At 34.7% G+C, this 19372-nt stretch carries 15 protein-coding genes; 8 read left to right on the top strand and 7 right to left on the bottom strand.

Features of this window, described 5'->3' with window-relative positions; translation table 11 throughout:
• Positions 1–15: 15 nt before the first annotated feature.
• Positions 16–393 carry a TraR/DksA family transcriptional regulator gene (locus tag L3049_RS14565; protein WP_275110547.1) on the top strand — a complete coding sequence of 126 codons (378 nt, stop codon included), beginning with the start codon at positions 16–18 and terminating at the stop codon, positions 391–393.
• A gap of 125 nt (positions 394–518) precedes the next feature.
• Complete coding sequence (locus L3049_RS14570; protein WP_275110548.1) at positions 519–1130, top strand: lipoprotein signal peptidase; 612 nt, start codon at positions 519–521, stop codon at positions 1128–1130.
• A gap of 27 nt (positions 1131–1157) precedes the next feature.
• On the opposite strand, the gene L3049_RS14575 is transcribed toward L3049_RS14570, so the two are convergent.
• Both L3049_RS14575 and L3049_RS14580 read right to left on the bottom strand, forming a co-directional pair.
• Positions 1158–1544, bottom strand: coding sequence for a hypothetical protein (locus tag L3049_RS14575; RefSeq protein ID WP_275110549.1), 387 nt, complete (start codon positions 1542–1544; stop codon positions 1158–1160).
• Positions 1545–1701: 157 nt separating this feature from the next.
• Complete coding sequence (locus tag L3049_RS14580) at positions 1702–2565, bottom strand: Cbp1 family collagen-binding glycoprotein adhesin (protein WP_275110550.1); 864 nt, start codon at positions 2563–2565, stop codon at positions 1702–1704.
• Positions 2566–2909: 344 nt separating this feature from the next.
• On the opposite strand from L3049_RS14580, the gene L3049_RS14585 reads away from it, so the two are divergent.
• The gene (locus L3049_RS14585; RefSeq protein WP_275110551.1) at positions 2910–5462 is read left to right on the top strand and encodes an ATP-binding protein; all 2553 of its coding nucleotides are present in this window, start codon (positions 2910–2912) and stop codon (positions 5460–5462) included.
• 6 nt (positions 5463–5468) lie between these two features.
• Here the strand turns inward: L3049_RS14585 and L3049_RS14590 are convergent, their stop codons facing one another.
• Positions 5469–6821 (bottom strand): sigma-54-dependent transcriptional regulator, encoded by a 1353-nt coding sequence (locus L3049_RS14590; RefSeq protein ID WP_275110552.1) that lies wholly within the window; start codon positions 6819–6821, stop codon positions 5469–5471.
• Between the two features lie 227 nt (positions 6822–7048).
• Positions 7049–9211, bottom strand: a complete 2163-nt coding sequence (rnr, locus tag L3049_RS14595; protein ID WP_275110553.1) for a ribonuclease R — start codon at positions 9209–9211, stop codon at positions 7049–7051.
• 537 nt (positions 9212–9748) lie between these two features.
• Between rnr and cysS the strand changes: the two genes are divergently transcribed.
• The 5 genes from cysS to L3049_RS14620 all read left to right on the top strand — a co-directional run bounded on the left by cysS (position 9749) and on the right by L3049_RS14620 (position 16150).
• Entirely contained in the window at positions 9749–11224 is a 1476-nt protein-coding gene (cysS, locus tag L3049_RS14600; RefSeq protein ID WP_275110554.1) for a cysteine--tRNA ligase, read from the top strand.
• Between the two features lie 97 nt (positions 11225–11321).
• Positions 11322–12449 (top strand): glutaminyl-peptide cyclotransferase, encoded by a 1128-nt coding sequence (locus L3049_RS14605; protein WP_275110555.1) that lies wholly within the window; start codon positions 11322–11324, stop codon positions 12447–12449.
• 194 nt (positions 12450–12643) lie between these two features.
• Positions 12644–13765 carry a glycerate kinase gene (locus tag L3049_RS14610; protein WP_275110556.1) on the top strand — a complete coding sequence of 374 codons (1122 nt, stop codon included), beginning with the start codon at positions 12644–12646 and terminating at the stop codon, positions 13763–13765.
• A 755-nt stretch (positions 13766–14520) separates the two neighbouring features.
• Entirely contained in the window at positions 14521–14946 is a 426-nt protein-coding gene (locus L3049_RS14615; protein WP_275110557.1) for a hypothetical protein, read from the top strand.
• Between the two features lie 304 nt (positions 14947–15250).
• Positions 15251–16150 carry a hypothetical protein gene (locus tag L3049_RS14620; RefSeq protein WP_275110558.1) on the top strand — a complete coding sequence of 300 codons (900 nt, stop codon included), beginning with the start codon at positions 15251–15253 and terminating at the stop codon, positions 16148–16150.
• Positions 16151–16243: 93 nt separating this feature from the next.
• Here the strand turns inward: L3049_RS14620 and L3049_RS14625 are convergent, their stop codons facing one another.
• Genes L3049_RS14625 through L3049_RS14635 form a run of 3 tightly spaced genes read right to left on the bottom strand, consistent with a single transcriptional unit; the run spans position 16244 to position 19368 of the window.
• Complete coding sequence (locus L3049_RS14625; protein WP_275110559.1) at positions 16244–17116, bottom strand: DUF3108 domain-containing protein; 873 nt, start codon at positions 17114–17116, stop codon at positions 16244–16246.
• Positions 17117–17158: 42 nt separating this feature from the next.
• On the bottom strand, positions 17159–17470 hold the full coding sequence (locus L3049_RS14630) for an MTH1187 family thiamine-binding protein (protein ID WP_275110560.1): 312 nt from the start codon (positions 17468–17470) through the stop codon (positions 17159–17161).
• Between the two features lie 11 nt (positions 17471–17481).
• Positions 17482–19368 (bottom strand): Ig-like domain-containing domain, encoded by a 1887-nt coding sequence (locus L3049_RS14635; RefSeq protein ID WP_275110561.1) that lies wholly within the window; start codon positions 19366–19368, stop codon positions 17482–17484.
• Between the last annotated feature and the right edge of the window lie 4 nt (positions 19369–19372).

Here is a 19372-nt window from a genome sequence, read left to right on the forward strand (position 1 = left end):
AAAAAAAAAGATACTATGACTGAAAAAAAACGCTATACAGACGAAGAATTGCAAGAGTTCAAAGACTTGATTTCTCAGAAGCTTGCAAAAGCAAAGAAAGACTATGAAACCTTGAAAGCTGTTATATCTAATAGCTCGGGAAACGATATTGAAGATACTTCTCCTACTTTTAAAGTTCTTGAAGAAGGTGCTTCAGTTTTATCGAAAGAAGAGGCAGGAAGATTGGCACAGCGTCAAGCAAAATTCATTAGTCATTTAGAAGCTGCTCTAATTAGAATAGAGAACAAAAATTATGGAGTTTGTCGTGAGACAGGAAATTTGATTTCTAAAGAAAGATTGCGTGCTGTTCCTCATGCTACACTTAGTATTGATGCGAAGAACAAGCAACTTTAAAAGCAAATTATAATATACAGAAAATGATTGGGAGAGAAGTCTTCCAATCATTTTTGTTTACCACCATTTGTTTTTATTTATTTGATATCTTAAAATTGATGGTAATTAACGTTTAAAGAATCATTATGTCCTTATTTAAGAGATCGGTAGCACTAATTGTGTTGCTTCTTGTTTTAGATCAGATTGTTAAAATATGGATCAAAACCAATTTAATGCTATCGGAAGATATTCCGGTATTTGGCGATTGGTTTATCATTCACTTTATCGAGAATAATGGAATGGCATTCGGAATGGAACTGGAAGGCAAGTGGGGGAAGGTATTGCTTAGTCTTTTCAGAATCGTTGCTATTTGTGGTATAGGTTGGTATTTGAATGATATTTGTAAAAAGAAAGCACCTAAGGGGCTAATTCTGTCAATAGGATTAATTTTTGCAGGAGCCATGGGGAATATTATTGACTCTGCTTTTTACGGTATGATTTTTAACGATAGTTACTATCAGGTAGCGAGTTTTCTACCAGAAGGAGGAGGTTACTCTTCATTTCTTCATGGTAAGGTTGTAGATATGCTTTACTTCCCTTTAATAGATGGTAATTTCCCATCCTGGTTTCCTATCTGGGGAGGAGAACATTTTGTATTCTTCCGTCCTGTTTTTAATATTGCAGATTCATATATTACAATAGGTGTTGCTTTAATCCTGTTGTTTCAAAGAAAATATTTTATAAAAGAACATGAATAAAAAAAGGCTCCTTTAAGGAGCCTTTTTTTATGATTTAGCCTGACTGGCTTTTCGTCTTCTTTGTGCTTTAAAATACAATATTTGGCTGCGTAAGCTCCATATACCTCCAGCAATTATTAAAAGGAAGATCCATTGTTTGCGTCCCCATTCTGCATCGCCAAATAAGCCTTTCGATAGCATTACAAGCGACATTATCACCAGAAGTAAAGTAACTAGTGCTGCAACATGTCCTATGGCCGCATTTTCTTTTCTAATACCTGGTGTACAGAAATATAGAATAAGGCCAAAAAATGCAGGAATTAAAGCTGTAAACTGCCAATCTCCTACTTCTAAATATCTAGTTACAAAGCCAAATAATCCTGCAAGTAGCAGTACTATTGAATAAACTTTATTGATTTGATATGCTTCTTTCATGAGTCTTATTTTTATTTAAATTAAATTTAAATACTAAAGTACAAAAACTCAAGAACTTTCAAAATAGCTTTCTAATTTAAGAAAGTATAAAGCATAAGAAAGGCCGCCACTCCTGACAGCCTTTCTTGGACAACCTTAAAACTCAACCATGTATTGATTATCTTACCGATACTACTAGGTATTTTGAAGACTTCCAGAATTCAACTGGATCTAGTATAGTAATTCCTTCAACTGTTTCAACTCCCTCAACCTTATAAGAGCTACTTGGATGATTGGTTACTAAACTAATCTTCTTCCCGATAACAGGAATCGTAGTAGTTTTGGTGATATCAATCTTTTCAAATTCACTTGTATTAAAATCTTTACTAAGAACAGCAGTTGTTCCAATTCCGATGAATCCACCGTCTTTAGAAATTACGTTCTTTTCTTTTAGTTCTTTACTAGTTCCAAATACATAGTAAGCTGTATTTAGATTGCTTGTTGTGTTCTCAATTTGTTTTGCTTTGTTTTCGTTTTCAGTATTCAAAGCCAACACAGTTCCGTTTAATTCAGTTACTTTTCCATTTAAGTTTTCTACTTCAATGTTTAGTTTTGCAACTTTATCATTAAGAACAACAATTTCGCCTTCTTTTGTTTCCAATTCTGCTTTTAAACGATCAGTTAACTTGCGTAACTTAGAGTTTTGGTACCAGCTATTGTTTAATTTTTTATCTAGTTCTTCAATCTTTAGCTTATTTTGTTCTAGTAAGTTATTGATTGATGTTAAATCACTTGCAATTTTTTGTTTCTGAGATTGATTTGGATTCTCAGCGTTTACTGCTATGATATTTTCTTTCTGCTTAATAATTTCAAGGTTTTCTTCAATTGTATTTAATGCACCAATAAAATCATTAATAGAAGAATCTTTTTCCTGAGCCATTACAGTTAGTTGCTGATTTTGCTCTCTTAGTTGTTTTAATTCTTTTTGATTACACCCAACAAAGAAAGGAACGATCAACAATGCTATAATAATACGTTTCATAAATTAGTTTTTAGAGATTAGGTTTCGTTACTTGTTTCCAATACATATGTGAATATCATGCCAAAAGTTTCTGATCAGTTAATTTATTGGATTTACTTTCGCAAAGTGCAGCTAATCAGGATGAAATGTAGAGCTTATTTTGTGCTCTAAAAAGAGGTGAGATTTAAGTCCCCAATTTGCATGGGGAATAATTCCCCAGTTTTTGGGTATATAATCCCCAGAAATAGTTAGCAGACTGCGAATAGCATATAGAAAATTTAAGAAATACGACTAAAAAAATTCTTCTTAACTTTACAAGTAGTGATTCAGTTTCTACACAAAAGATTCAAATTCTAGATAAGCGAATGGTCTCAGAGAAAAAAAGCAATATTAAGATTAAGGTGATACTTGGATATATTTTCGTTTTTATAGCGATTTTATCCTCACTCTTTATTGCTTACGGAAGCTATAATAAGCTTCTCGATTCGGTGATTTCACTTTCGAAGCCAGACGCTGAAATGACCAGAATGAATCGTGTGCTTACCAACCTATCGGAAGCGGAGAACAAAATTAGGATCTATTCTTTAACCAAAAAGGAAAGATACCTAGCGCATTATGCTGAAAATATTTTAAACATACAGTCTGACCTTGATTCCTTAAGAGCATATAGTCCGGATAGTAGTAAATCGATCTTTTTAATTGATTCAATGAACTTTTTATTAGAGGAACGTGCTGATAAGTTAGAGCGGTTTGTTTGGTTAAAAAGGTCGAAAGAGAAAGAGAAATTATCTGAAAAAGCAATGAAACAATTAAGTGAAGTTTCGGATGCCACAAAGACAAAAATTAAAACGACTACGACCACAACAACCATTTTAGACACTGTTGTAAGGGCTGTAGAAATGCAGAAAAATGAACAGGAGAAGAAGAAAAGCTTCTTGGCAAAGTTATTTTCTAAAAAGGAAGATGAAAAAGTAGATTCTTCAGAGACGGTAATTCAAAGAACAAAGGTTACTGTTGATACGACCTATTTGCCACAGGCAGATAGTTTATTGAGAAGTTTGGAAACCATGTTGCAAACTGCACAGGCAAAAGAACAATTGAATAGAGAGATTGTGTCTCGAGAAGAGTTGAGATTATTAGAGGAGAACACGATAATTTGGGATAAAATAAAACTCTTGCTTCGACAATTGGAAACGGAGCGTTTGGAGCAATTAGCTATTGATACAAGTCTTGCAAAGAGAGCTGCAAATGATTCTATTTTCATGATCTCTGTTATTATTATCGTGGGATTCGTTCTCGGAATATTGTTTATCATCTTCATTTTAACAGATATCACGAAAAGTAATTTTTACCGTTCTGAGTTGGTTGTAGCTAAGGGAAAAGCTGAGAAATTGGCGAAGGTGAAAGAGGATTTCTTAGCGATAATGAGTCATGAAATACGAACGCCTTTAAATGCAATTATTGGTTTTACGAATCAATTGAATAAAACCCAACTAGAAGAAAAGCAAAAAGGATTTGTTAGAGTTCTTAAGAATTCTTCGAAGCATTTGTTGGGATTAGTGAATGAGATTCTTGATTTATCTAAAATTGAAGCTGGGAAATTGCACATTGAAAACATCCCATTTCGTCCTCATACTTTGATTTTTGATGTTTATGATGTTTTAAATGTGAGTGCAGAAAATCGCAAATTCAATTTCAATTGGGAATATATTGGCGACCCTAAAATTAATTTAGATAGCGACCCTTTTCGAATCAAACAGATTCTTTTAAACCTAGGTAGCAATGCCATAAAGTTTACCAACGAAGGAGAGGTGACGATAAAGGCCTCGGTTATTCCTAGTGATAATTATTCCATTTTTGAAGTGAAAGTTATTGATACCGGAATAGGGATTGATGAAAGTAAATTAGAAACTATTTTCGAAGATTTTTCTCAGGCAGATTCCTTCTCGGCCAGAAAATATGGAGGAACGGGTTTGGGTCTTGCCATTAGTAGAAGACTAGCCAGATTACTTGGTGGCGATTTGTTTGTAGAGAGTGAGTTGGAAAAAGGTTCCTGTTTTACTTTACGCATACCTCTTTTGGAATCAAAGGAGGAAACTATTGATTCTAAAGGTGTAAAGGAGATTCAAATTCCAGAAGCACTTAAAGCAAAAAGATTTTTAGTTGCTGATGATGATCCGTACAGTTTGTTATTGCTGAAAACGATTTTTGGAGGTTGGGGTTTGGAAGCCGATTTTGTTGAAGATGGCTTAAAAGCTTTTGATTTAGTTCGAGAAAAGAACTATGATCTGATTCTTACAGATATTCATATGCCAGAAATGGGAGGGATTGAGTTGTGTCGACAGATTCGAAAATTAACTCAAACTCAAAAAGCTGAGATTCCAATTGTGGCTTTAACTGCAAATGTAAGGGAGTCTGATTTGCAAGAGTACTTGCATTCAGGAATGACAGAATGTTTGGTTAAACCATTCGATGAGGCCAAACTTATTAAAATGCTTTTGGACTTATTTGAGCATAAGGTAGATGATGAATTGCTTGAACTTCAGCTTGCTGATGCTGTTCTTGAAGAGAGTTTATTTGATTTAAGCCAAATAAGGCAGTTTACAACCGATCAGGAATTAATAAATCAAATACTACAGCAATTTATTTTATCGGCGAATGAGAATGTCGCTTTACTGAAGGATGGATTGCAAAAAAAGGATTACTTAGGGATTGGCGAAATATCACATAAGATGCTAAGCTCATTTAACCAATTAAGGGTGATTGATGTGGTGCCTTTATTGACGGAATTGGAAGAATTACTGCATAAAAAGGAAAATGCAAATCCTCAATTTGATGATATTAGTGATTTAATAAAGGAGGTAGAAATCAATACAGAAATTGTGATTTCTAGCATTCAGGAAGAGATATCGGTTTAGAAAAATTTAGATTTCAATTCCGTATTGCTTTATCTTATTGTACAAGGTTTTTCTATCGATATTGAGCATTCTAGCCGCTTTCGATTTATTGTAATTTACTTTTCTAAGGGTAGATATGATCAATTCTTTTTCATTTGCAGCCTGAATTAGCTTAAGGTTCGAACCTTCAACAATAATGTTAGATGCTGCACTATCTTTAAGAATTTCGTTTGGCAAACTAATTAATTCAACTTCCTCTCCAGGACTAAGTAGAACAGATCTTCGCACGACATTGCGCATTTCTCTTAAATTACCCGGCCATGAGTAAGATTTGAACTTCTCTAAAACCTCGGCGCTAAAGCCAGAGATTTCTTTATTTAGTTCATGATTCGATAAGTCTAGGAAATATTTAGCAAACAATTCAATGTCTGCATTTCGATCTCGTAGAGCAGGAACAGTAATTTTAAATTCATTTAATCGGTGATACAGATCTTCTCTAAAATCACCTTTATTTACTGATACAGAAAGATCTTCATTGGTTGCAACGACAATTCGAACATCTACATCAATATCTTTATTGCTCCCTATACGTCTTACTTTTCGTTCTTGCAAAGCTCTTAATAGCTTAATTTGAATCTCGTAAGATAGATTTCCAATTTCATCAAGAAATAGAGTTCCACCTTGAGCGGCTTCAAATTGTCCTTCTTTATCGTTAATTGCTCCTGTAAAAGATCCTTTTATATGACCAAAAAGTTCACTTCCAGCTAAATCGTTCGATAAGGCACCGCAATCTACAGCAACAAATGCTTTTTTCTTTCTTTTGCTATCGTGATGAATTCTACGTGCTGCAATTTCTTTCCCAGTACCACTTTCCCCTTCAATAATAACCGACATATCAGTAGGAGCAACCAGTTTAATGTATTGATCTATTTGAAGAGAATTCGAACTGTTTCCTCGAACAAATTCAATCTCATCTTTTTTCTTTTTTTCTTTTGTCTTTTTTGAACTCTTTGGCTCTTCTGATTTTTCTAAGGCTGAATTAATAAGCAATAGAATTTCATCAGGATTTAATGGTTTGGTTACGTATTCGTAAGCGCCCATTTTAATTGCATTCACTGCCGTTCTTATATCAGCATAAGAAGTCATGATAATGACCGGTACATGAGGATGCATGGCCTTTATTTTCTGTAGAAGTTCCAATCCATCAAAATCAGGAAGACGAAAATCACTTAGAACAAGATCAAATTGAATGTTCTCCAATCTTTTTAAGGCTTCTCCTGCAGAAAATACAGTATCAGCATCAAAACCTTTACGCTTAAGTAAACCTTGAAGCATCAGGCATATTGTTGGATCATCATCAATTATTAAAATCTTCTTCATTCGGCAAGTAATCTTGGTTAATACATTTTAAAGAGATGCAATAAAGAAATTTTCTTCCTTTATCTGCTTCAATCAAAATTACATAAAAAGAGTGGAGGAATGAAATGAGTCGGCTTAATTTATGATTTATTAAGATATTTCTGATATTTAACTGTATAACAATAAAATAAGGCCAGATTCTAAGGAAAGAATCTGGCCTGTTTTATTTTTTGAGCTTTTTAAGTTTATTATTTTGGATCTGAATCAGCTAAAACAAAATCCAGTTGCTTAGCAGCCAAGTTTGCTTTTGTAACAAGTATCTTCACCTCATCGCCTAATTGGTATATTTTTCTGTGATGACGACCAACAATACAGTAGTTCTCTTCGTCAAACTCATAATAATCATCCTCCAGCTCACGAATAGAAACCATTCCCTCACACTTGTTGTCATTCAGTTCTACGTAGAATCCCCATTCAGTAACGCCCGAAATGGTTCCTTCAAATTCCTCACCCACATTGTCGATCATAAACTCAACTTGCTTGTACTTGATTGAGGAACGTTCTGCCTGAGCAGCACGTTGCTCCATATCACTACAATGCTTACACTGCGATTCGGTTTTATCCAAATTAGCCGATTTTCCACCATTTTCATACTGGTTCAACAAACGATGAATCATCATATCCGGATAACGACGAATTGGTGATGTAAAGTGTGAATAGTAATCGAAATGCAAACCATAGTGGCCTACATTATTGGTCGTATATTCAGCTTTTGCCATTGATCGTATCGCCAATGTCTCAACCAAATTCTGAATGTTCTCACCTTTCACATCATGTAATAATGTGTTTAAGGATGTTGATATTGCACTTGCATTGGTTGTTTTAAGACTATAGCCAAACTTGTGAATAAAGTTATTGAAGGTTTCCAGCTTTTGTGTATTGGGTTGATCGTGTGTTCTGTAAACAAAAGTTTTAGCTGTTTTCCCTTTTGGTACCCGACCAACTGACTCAGCCACTTTTTTATTTGCCAAAAGCATAAATTCTTCAATCAACTTATTCGAATCTTTCGACTCTTTAAAGTAAACACTAAGCGGTTTTCCGTTTTCATCGATATCGAATTTCACTTCATATCGGTCAAAATCAATAGCACCTTGCTTAAATCGTCGTGCTCTTAGCTTTTTAGCTATTTTATCGAGGCAAAGAATCTCTTCCTCATAATCCCCCTCGCCTGTTTCAATTACATTTTGAGCTTCTTCATAGGTAAAACGACGATCAGAACAAATTACCGTTCTACCAATCCAGGTTTTACTGATATCACCATTCTCATCCATCTCAAACACCGCCGAGTAAGTCAATTTCTCTTCATTAGGACGCAATGAGCACAAGCCATTCGATAAACGCTCTGGTAACATCGGTACAACTCGATCAACCAAATAAACTGAAGTTGCACGCTCGCAGGCTTCTTGCTCAATAATGCTTCCCGGACGCACATAATGCGTTACATCGGCAATATGAACACCAACTTCCCAATTGCCATCCTCTAATTTTCGAAGCGATAAAGCATCATCAAAGTCCTTTGCATCAGCCGGGTCAATTGTAAAAGTCGTGATATCTCTAAAGTCACGTCGTTTAGCAATCTCTTCTTTAGTGATCTCATCAGAGATTTCTTCTGCCGCTTCGTTCACATGCTCCGGAAACTTATATGGCAAATCGAACTCTGCAAGAATCGAATGCATCTCGGTATCGTTGTCACCTGATTTCCCTAATACATCCGTTATTCGCCCTATAGGATTCTTCGCTTTCTTAGGCCATTCTGTCATCTGAGCAATAGCTTTATCGCCATCTACCGCTCCATTTAGTTGTGACAAAGGAATAAAAATATCGTGAGGCATATTTCTTCCAAGAGGAATTAAAAAAGCAAAGTTTTTTGAGGTTTGAACAACTCCAACAAAACTGGTTTTCTTCCTTTTAATAATTTCGACAACTTCTCCCTCAGGCTGTTTGCTTTTTTTACGTGCGTATAAGTAGACAGTAACTGTATCGCCATGCAATGCACGATTAAGGTTTGCTTGTGATACAAAAACGTCTTCTTCAATATCGTCTGATACAATAAATGCTGCACCACGAGCTGTCATATCAACAGTTCCCGTAATGTTGCCCATTCTCGATTTTAGCTTGAATTTTCCTGTTGAAATTTCAGTCAGTGCATCCAAGTCAACTAAATCGTATAGAATACCAACAATTAATTGTTTTGTTCCCATGTCTTTAATTTCTAAAGCACTGGAAATCTGTTTGTAATTGAATGTTTTTGTTGGGTTGTTTGAAAAAATACCATCAATAAGTTTTGATAAACTTTTGCGGTTATATCTTGGGCTTTCTTTTTTATTTTTTTTCTTAATTTTTTTTGCCATTTCTTAATTTTTGTAATGCTTCAATAGATTTGATCTGGTGAGCAGTTATTGATTTAATGTAAGAATAAAAATCCTATTCTGAGATGTTAATTCTGTGAATTTTATCTTAAGATTTATCTTACTTGCAGCTTTTTCTGCATTAATTTTATCCAATTAAATCAAATTCTATTTACTGTTTTTAGTTTTCCTCTGTTGAATTTCCAGTTTTTTCTTTAGGAGAAGTTGTAAGATTTTCAGCCTTTTTGCTGATGGGAAATCTCATTATCAGAGATGTTGGATAGAATAATTAATAGGACAAAGATAGGTGAAGGAATCTATATTGACAATAAAAAGCGAATATTATGACAAAATATAATGAAAAAGGAGTGTTTGTACCTCCTTATTTTCGAATCGAAAAGGAACTGTAAAGGCTGAAATTAGTTTCCTAAATGACCGCTATCAGTCAGATTTCTAAACTTATTAGCATGTTTAGACAGTTGGAGCAATATTTTTTTATAATTTTACAGACCCAAAAGAATATCGACATATATTAAAGTTATGGAAAACAAGTTGTTCATTTATAACACATTAAATCGCAAAAAAGAATTGTTCGAACCAATAAACGCTCCTCATGTTGGCTTATATGTATGTGGGCCTACTGTTTATGGTGATGCGCATTTAGGGCACTCTCGTCCAGCAATTACATTCGATATATTATTCCGTTTCCTAAAGCATTCTGGTTACAAAGTGCGTTACGTTCGTAACATTACCGATGTTGGACACCTTGTAAACGATGCTGACGAAGGAGAAGATAAAATTGCTCAAAAGGCTCGTTTAGAAGAGTTAGAGCCAATGGAAGTGGTTCAGTATTTTACGGATCGCTACCACACCAATATGGATGACTTAAATGTACTAAAGCCAAGTATTGAGCCTCGTGCTTCCGGTCACATTATTGAGCAAATGGAAGTGATTGATAAATTGTTTGAGAATGGTTTTGCCTACGAAAGCAACGGTTCGGTTTATTTCGATGTAGAATCATACAGCAAGCAACACGATTACGGTAAGCTTTCCGGTAGAAAAATTGAAGATCTTATCTCAAACACTCGCGAGCTGGAAGGACAAAGCGAAAAGAAAAATAGCTTCGACTTTGCACTTTGGAAAAAAGCGAATCCTGAACATATCATGCGATGGCCATCAAAATGGAGCGATGGTTTCCCGGGATGGCACCTTGAATGTTCGGCTATGAGTCAAAAATATTTAGGTTCTGAGTTTGATATTCATGGCGGTGGACTTGACTTACAATTCCCTCACCACGAATGTGAGATTGCACAATCAACAGGAGCACACGGTCACGAAGCAGTTCGTTACTGGATGCACAACAACATGATCACCATCAATGGTCAGAAGATGGGAAAATCATTGGGTAACTTTATTACGCTTGATCAACTGTTCTCTGGTGACAACGATGTGTTAGAGCAAGCTTACAGTCCTATGACGATTCGTTTCTTCATATTACAAGCACATTACCGTAGTCCTCTTGATTTCTCAAATGATGCGCTTAAGGCTGCAGAAAAAGGATTCAACAGATTGATGGCTGCAGTTGCAACTCTTGATAAAATTAAATCTGGCGCAGAGTCAACAGTTAATGTTGAAGAGCTAAAAACAAAAGCTTATGCGGCATTAAATGATGATATCAATACGCCAATTCTAATTGCTCATCTTTTCGATGGTGTAAAAATGATCAACTCATTAGCAGCAGGCAAAGAGCAAATCACAGCAGAGCAACTCGAAGATCTTAAGAAACTTTATAACGAATTGGTTTATGATGTTCTTGGATTGAAAGATGAAAAAGAAGCTGAGGGAGGAGCCAATGAGATTCTTGATAAGCTAATTTCTTTATTGCTTACAACCCGAAACGAAGCAAAACAAAATAAAGATTGGGCGACTGCTGATAAAATTCGTGACGAATTAAACAGTTATGGTATCGCCATTAAGGATACAAAAGATGGTTCCGAATGGGAAATCATTCAATAATATTAACTGCCTTGAGTAATCGAGGCAGTTTTTTTATTTTTAGCTAAATTTATGACTTGTAAGGTCAAACAGATCTTTCTACTAAAATATTCTTGTAATGAAGATTTCTTCTTTCTTAACACTTGTTCTGGTTTTTATACTTTCATCGTGTAATGGTAATAGTGTGAATCGCGACAATGGCAAAGCTAATTCATCGGCACAGGTTGTCGAAAAAACAATTGAGTTTGTAAATAGCTTACGCATTAAGAGTCCGCACAGAGGTGATGTATTCAGCTATGGAAAACAAATTGAGATTGTAATTAATCCTAAAAAGAAGAAAATTGAGATTGATTCAATTCAAATATTTGGAGATGGCGAATTGGTAGGAAGTTTGAAGCAAAAGCCTTGGGTAGCAAAATGGACTCCTATGAAAGCTAAAATGGGAAGACATAACCTAAAAATATTGGCTTATCAAGAAGATGGGAAAGTAGGATTGGTCAATACTTACATCAATATTAAATCCGATAAGGCTCCTGTTGAATACTCTTTTGAAATTGTGAAATCTTACCCTCATGATAAAAGAGCTTACACGCAAGGATTGTTTTTCCACGATGGTTATTTATACGAAGGAACTGGTCAGCAAGGAGAATCTTCACTTCGAAAAGTAAAATTAGAAAATGGAGAAGCACTTTCATTGTTGAATTTGGAACAAGAATATTTTGGAGAAGGAATTACCTACTATCAAGGAAAAATCATCCAATTGACCTGGAATTCGGGAAAGGCTTTCGTGATGGATGCCGAAACATTCGAAAAGACAGATACTTTTTACCCACAAACCAATAAAAGAGAATGTTGGGGAATTACTACAATGAAAGATGAATTGGTCATTACCGATGGTTCTAATGCCTTGTATTTTTTCGATCCGAACAGTTATGAGAGAAAACGGGTTGTTGAAGTATATGATAATGTTGGAAAAGTTGATAGCTTAAATGAATTAGAATATATCAACGGTAAAATTTTTGCTAATGTTTGGCTAACCGATCGTATTGTCATTATTAATCCTGCAACAGGTCAAGTTGAAGGAAGCCTAAATTTGGGTTCAATTATGACCATGTCGGATAAGCGAAAATTGAGAGATGGCGATGATGTATTAAATGGAATTGCCTATGATTCAGCTAATGATCGCATTTTTGTTACGGGTAAGAGATGGCCTAAAATGTTTGAAATCAAACTGAAAGAAAACTAGATTTTATTCTTCTTGTTTTTTCTGTGTTGTTTCTCGTATAATCAATTTTGTTTTAAGCACAATGTTGGTTTTAGAAATGTCCTTGTTTTTATTGATATTGGATAGAATTAGTTGGATTCCTCTCTTGCTAATTTCAATTTTCTGTAGATAGGTCGTAAAAAGCGTCTTAACGAAATCGTATCAGATTTGTGAAAATGAAGAAACTAATATTAGCTCCAGATAAATTTAAAGGTTCGCTAACGGGAATGGAGTTTTGCGATGCTATTGAAAGAGGCATCCGAAAGCATACTTCGGATATTGAAATCGTAAAATTGCCTTTGGCAGATGGTGGTGATGGCACAATTGAGGTCCTGAACTATTATCTGAATGGAGAAATGATCTCTTTGGAGGTTCATGATCCTTTGCATAGAAAAATTCAGGCTAGTTACCTGTATTCCGAAAGCAAAAAAACGGCTTTTATCGAAATGGCCGAAGCTTCGGGTATTCGTTTACTTAAAAACGATGAGGCGAACCCATTGCAGGCAAGTACTTATGGTACCGGAGAATTAATTAAAGATGCTATTGAGAGAGGCGTAGAACATATTATTTTGGGTATTGGTGGTAGTGCTACTAACGATGCTGGTATGGGAATGGCGAGAGCCTTAGGATATCGCTTTTTTGATTGTGACGAGAAGGAACTGAAAGGTATTGGAGCAGATTTAAACCAATTGGCTTTTATTGATGATTCGGAAGTGCATGAAAACTTGTCTAAAATTAAAGTGGAAGTAGCATGCGATGTAGATAATCCATTGTATGGTCCTAATGGTGCTGCTTACGTTTATTCTCGGCAAAAAGGAGCCACTGATGAAATGATAATAGAACTGGATGGTGGTTTAATCAATTTTTGCGAATTGGTAAACAGGCAATTTAAGAGAAATTTACAAACAATTAAAGGAGCGGGAGCTGCTGGTGGCTTAGGGGCAGGTTGTATTTTGTTTTTAAATGCAAAGTTAAATTCGGGTATCGATTTAATAAAGAATGAAGCCAATTTCGATAAGAATATTAAAGGTGCCGATTGGGTAATAACAGGAGAAGGAAAACTAGATGATCAAACATTCTCGGGAAAAGTAATTAGAGGTGTTTTGGATTCAATAACAAAAGAAAAATTAGCTGTTTTTTGCGGTGTAGTCGATTTGACCGATGCTCGAAGAAAAGAAATTAGCATCGATCACATATCAGAAATTGCTACTTACGCTACCGATGTAGATGATTCCATTGCTAATGCAGGAATTTATCTTGAAAAATCGGCGGAAGAGTTCGCAAACAGCTATTTATAGATTAAGTGTTTAATAAAGCAGGCTAGTGTTTATAGGCAGGTTACCATAGGAAGTAGAGTTCTTGGTAAGCTGCTTTTTTTTCAAACTTATCATTCTCTTTCCAGAAACAAACCTGATGCAGTCATCTCCCGACTATAAGCAAGCTGTAATCGTCGGGTTATGACTGTAAAGTATTCTGCTACTACCTTCTGTCTTTCTGCACATCAATTGCATTCATCTGCTCGCCCTATTGGGTCATCTGCTACATATAATATATTCAACTGCATGTAGCAGAAGAACCTACTAGCTGTATCAGAAGAACCTACTAGCTGTATCAGAAGAGCTAACCTACTGTATCAGAATAACCAACACACCGTAGCAGAAATACTTTCCCATGTAGCAGAAGAATAATCCCCTTGTAGCAGAAACACATTTATCCTGTAGCAGAAGAACCTACTTGCTGTAGCGGAATAGTAATAGTTGGTAGCAGAAGAACCTACTTAATGTAACAGAAGAGCTTTTTGATGTAGCAGAAACACATTTGCCCCGTAGCAGACGACATATTTTGAGAGTAGATGCACTTCAAGAGTGCACAAATGGAATACCCTAGCGAACAGAAGCTCCAAAACCAATAGTAAGTGTGTATCACACCAATAAACTCGACAAGTTTGATAGGATGATTATTATGTGAATTTTATTAGCTTTACTACTGTTAAGTTAATTTAATGACTTTCGGATCATAAGATGCTGACAAACAAAAAATTAAAACGATAAAGATGAAAGACAATTTTAAGAGGCTGACTTTTAGTTTATTAATTGCAGTATTTGTTTTAGCTGCAAGTTCTGATTTAATGGCACAAGAAAAAGGATCGACTGATTTAAAAGATTTTAAAGTTGTTTTGGAGAAAACAGAAAACGGAATTAAAATGCAAAGTATTAAGGGAAGTGCTTGGATTGATTTATCGTTTAGCTGTAATACAGATTTACCACAAGCAATTGACGAATATGGAATGACAACTTTGGACAAAGTTTCTTCCGATAAAGACTCTAAACTTGCAGATTTTCTTATTACAATAATGATTACAGAAAATGGAATAGTTCTAAAAGGAATCGAAGGAACTGCGTGGACTGATTTAAGCTTTTCTCTAGCTGAAAATGACAAACAAGCAATAGGCCAATTTGGAATGACAAAGCTAAACTAAACTTAAATTCTTTATTGCTGATGCGAGCAATTGACACGTATCCATTTTCAAAGAAAATGGTTTAACTATATCTTACACTAGCCAAGGGATATTCGACGATTTTAAGTGTAACTTTTGTGATAACTGCATCCGCAGAGCACGAGCTAAAAGCTTGCGCTAGCTGGGGAAGAGGAAGCAAAGTTTGTAAACTTGGGTTTGCTATAATATAAATAAATTTAATTGGCTAGCGAACTTGGTGCATTGATAAGACGACACCTTAATCGCTTACGAAATTTTGTAATACCGTTATATATAATAAAGCATAATGACAAAGATTATTTTATTTTTACTATTGAGCTTATTGAGTAGTAATATTTCTAATTCACAAGAATTACACACAAGGAATACAAATTGGAATAAAGAAAATTTAAAAGGGCAGGTAAAATCCTATATAGAGACTAGGCATAAAGGTGAAAATATTTATGGTTTTGTAGTAGTAACATCTTGTTTAAGAAAAGAAAAGTTTGTGTTTAATAAACAGGGAAATTTAACGGACAGACTTTTTTACAACTGTTCAATCAAAAATCCATATCGTCAATGGACTTATAGATATGATAAAGAAGGCAATCAAGTAGAATTTAAGGAGTGTGAAATTAGTACTTTGCTTCCAGAAAAATGTATTACTTCCGAATATATTTACAAAAAAAAAGGCAACCAAATAGAAGTTATAATGTTTGAGATTAGAGAATTTTTTCCAGAGGCAAATGATGGGAAATATGTGAAAAAAAAATGGATTTATAATTATGACACAAAGACCAATCTGATAAAAGCGGAAGAATTTAGAGGCGAAGATAATTTAGAGCAAAAAATTACTTATACCTATGATGAAAAAGGAAATTTAACAGAGGAAAACCAAGTTTACAATGGAAAAGAACATTCAAAAAGCACTTTTAAATATAGTAAAAGTGGTAATATGATAAAAGAAGAATATTGGTGTGATTATGACGACGATTTAAATAAAACGTTTTATTATAAATACGATGAAAAAGACAATGTGATAGAAATTAATATTTTTTCATCTGCAGGAGACATTATTTATAAACAAGGTACTAATAAATACACATACGATGAAAAAGGAAATTGGATAAAATGTGTGGAATATAGAACTGGAAGAGATGTTCCTTCATTACTCGTATTAAAACGGACTTATAAATATTTTGATTGATTTTTTATAAAAAAATGTTTTAGGTATAGCTCTTGCTAAGTGAAACGGAAATAGAAAAAAAGACAAACTACTTCAGTAAAAGGAGTGGTTTTTTTATTCAGCAATATTCAAATTCCCTTTTTTCTTCTTGAAGAATGAGTTTTTGGTATTTCGCAGGCCAGAATAGCTTTCTAGAATTCCTTTTACGCTGCCAACCAATACTTTTGCTTCTACCATAATGGGAATTCGATTGTCGTCATTACTCAACCAAACGGTCATGTCTTCACCACCTTTAAACATGGTTCCTTCAACTAAAAGAGGAGAGAATTTCAGGCATTCAAAGCGTTCGCCCGAATTTGCCTTAATGGTTTCCAAGCCACGATAACGGATGTATAGAGAGTGTATTTCGTTATCGATTAGCATCGAAAGTGGAATTTTATCGCCTTTCTTGTATTTTGAAAAATCGATGTTTCGTACATAGTAAGCCACCGATAAAATATCAAAAGTACAAGGCTTATTGCTTAGGGTATCCAGCTTGACTGGTTTTTCTCTTTTCTGAATTTGAGAAGTAATTTGATTTTTTTCGTAATCGAACCAGTACTCATGATGCGCATCGTATTTGGCTTCATGTGTTCGCCTGTCGAAGTAGAGTGGTGAAAGAGTTTCAACATCTGCGTAGCAAGTTAAAGTATCTCTAAGCTTAAAGAACCAGTCAAATGCTTTTGCGTTTTTGCCTTCTCCTTTTATTTTAAAAACCTCTTTGCCTTTGTATTGATCTGCAGATGCAGAAAGTTTAACCTCTCCAGCAGCTACCCACAAAAAGCCCCAATTGTAATAGCCTCTAAAAACCAATTCCTCACCGGCATTAAAAGCAAAGTTTTTTTCCAAACATTGCGCTTGACCATTGCAAGTTCCTATTAGTAAGAATAGAAAAAGTACAATACTTTTAAGAAAAGAACCTTGCTTGGAAGTGCATCTAAATTTCATCAGTAATTTTTCTTGATACTTAATACTTGAAGCTTGATACTTTTACTTATTAACGGCACCAATCTTATTCTCAATAGCCTCTACCTTTGTTTTTAAACGGTTGTGCTTATTTTTTTGAATGTCGATGGTCATTGTGGTGTAAACACGTTCAGAGTCTTCCGCTAAAACGTCGTAACAGCTATTTACAAGCGCTAACGCTTCAGGAAGAGCATCTGTTTCAATCAATGTTCCCATTGCCGTTAGCTGGTAGCTAATACCGCTTTCTCGAATCAATTCAATTACCTTGCTAACCTGTTTGCTTACGCTATCTCCTTTGTCGGTAGGAAAAATAGCAAATTCAAGAAGTACTGACATATATTTGTTTGTTATTTGGTCTTTTTAGTTCTGGTTTTCTTTTTGTTCTTCAAAGCATCTTTCTCTTTTGCTTTTGCAATTTCGAGTTCATGCTTGCGTTCCATTTCCGCCTGATGCTTTTGGAAATTGATCTCAGGACCTTGCTCATTAATCTCAATGCGCTCTTTCACCTCCCAATTCGATCGTACTTTCATTTCTTTTCGGAAATAGTGTACCATTTCGGGTTGTAGGTTCTCCTTGTAGTTTCCAGTATCCCACTTTCCATTATCGTTACTGTCTACAATAATTTTAATCATGTAGGTTTCAGGATTTAAGTAGTTGAAAAATACCGTTTGATCTGAATAAATTCGTTGGCTTTGTATCACTTTTTCACTCTTGTTGTTCTTTAACAATTGCACAATAAGAGCTTGTTTTACATTTATCACATCGAGTGTTATTTTGCCGTAATGCTCTTTTTCACGGGTTGTTATCTTGCCCTCAAACTGATCTGAATTGATGCCATAGATATTTAAGAAAGCGGTTGAATCAATATCAACGGCATATTTTGTTTCTGCATCCCAATCAATTTTAATGTGGTAACGAAGCAGGTTTGCAGTGTCTTGTTCAAGTTTATAATCTACAGGTATTTGCAAGGTATCTTGCAGTCGATAAAAATGAATGCTGTCCTTATTTATTTCTGCAAGAGGTTCATTAAAATTAATAATCAGATCCTTGTGTAGATCTTGAGTACTGCTCGTTTTTAAATTGAATTTATAAACAGGCTTCTTAATTTTCATTTTTTCTTGTTTCTTCTTCGAAACCTTAGCCTTTTTCGGATCCTTAAAATTAAATTTCACGGTATCAATAAAACTAACCAACTCGCCAAGCGAATCTGTCTTTAAATATTCAAGCTTCGCTAGTAAAGTATCGCGTTTGTATATGCTCGAATCTTTAATCCAGTAAGAAAGTGTATCATTCGTTCTGTTTTTTTCCAAGATAAACCAATCTGTACTTTCTTCCACATCAATAAAATCAATAGAAAGAGTGTCTGTTCTTTTGGCACTAAATTCAAAATAGATTTTTTCTCTACGATCCCTTTTGTAGGTACTTAAATATTGAAGTGGATTTTCTTCATCAAACATTCTTATATGAATATTTGAAGGCTCTGTGGCAATCATCTTTTGTATTGCAATTGAGTCACCAGCAACACTATCTATTTGTTCAAAAATATGAGCACTTGGCGTGATGATATCATCATAGAAACCAATCATTTCACCTGGGCCATTGTATAGGAAATCTCGATTCCCATCAACCAAAGCAAATAATTTGTAGTCTCCTTTTGATAAATTATTCAATTGAAAATATCCGGCAGAATCTGTTTTTGCAACATAGCTTGGAATCGTTGTTAAGGGAACAGAATCATGCGTATTCAGATAAGCCATTACAATGGTCTTCTCAACAGGCAATTGATCAAAGGAATTGTCCAGTTTACCTTTAATGCTTAAGGAATCTAATTTCTCTCCTGTTGTAAAAACAAACTGATAGTTTTCCAGTGCATTTCCTTCATTATTATCCGCTATTCCTTCACCAAAATCTAGTGTGTAGGTTGTGTTTTCGCGAAGCTCTTCCTCTAATTTCACATAAATAGATCTACCCTTAAGTTTCACTACTGGTTTCTTTTTTAAAGGAGGCGAAATCGTAAAGTTTTCACTGATATCCTTTAATTGAACAAATTCATCGAAGAAAATTTCTATTTTTCCACCTTTAAAATTCGTTGCGAAATTTTCAGGACTTGTTTCGGTAACCTTTGGAGGGGTATAATCAAGAGGTCCACCAGTTGGCATACCTACATTTGCACAAGAATATATAAAAGCTGAAATTGCAAATCCTAAAAGGATATTAAAAGCTATCTTTTTCAAATTG

Source organism: Labilibaculum sp. DW002 (assembly GCF_029029525.1).
Lineage (GTDB): Bacteria > Bacteroidota > Bacteroidia > Bacteroidales > Marinifilaceae > Paralabilibaculum > Paralabilibaculum antarcticum.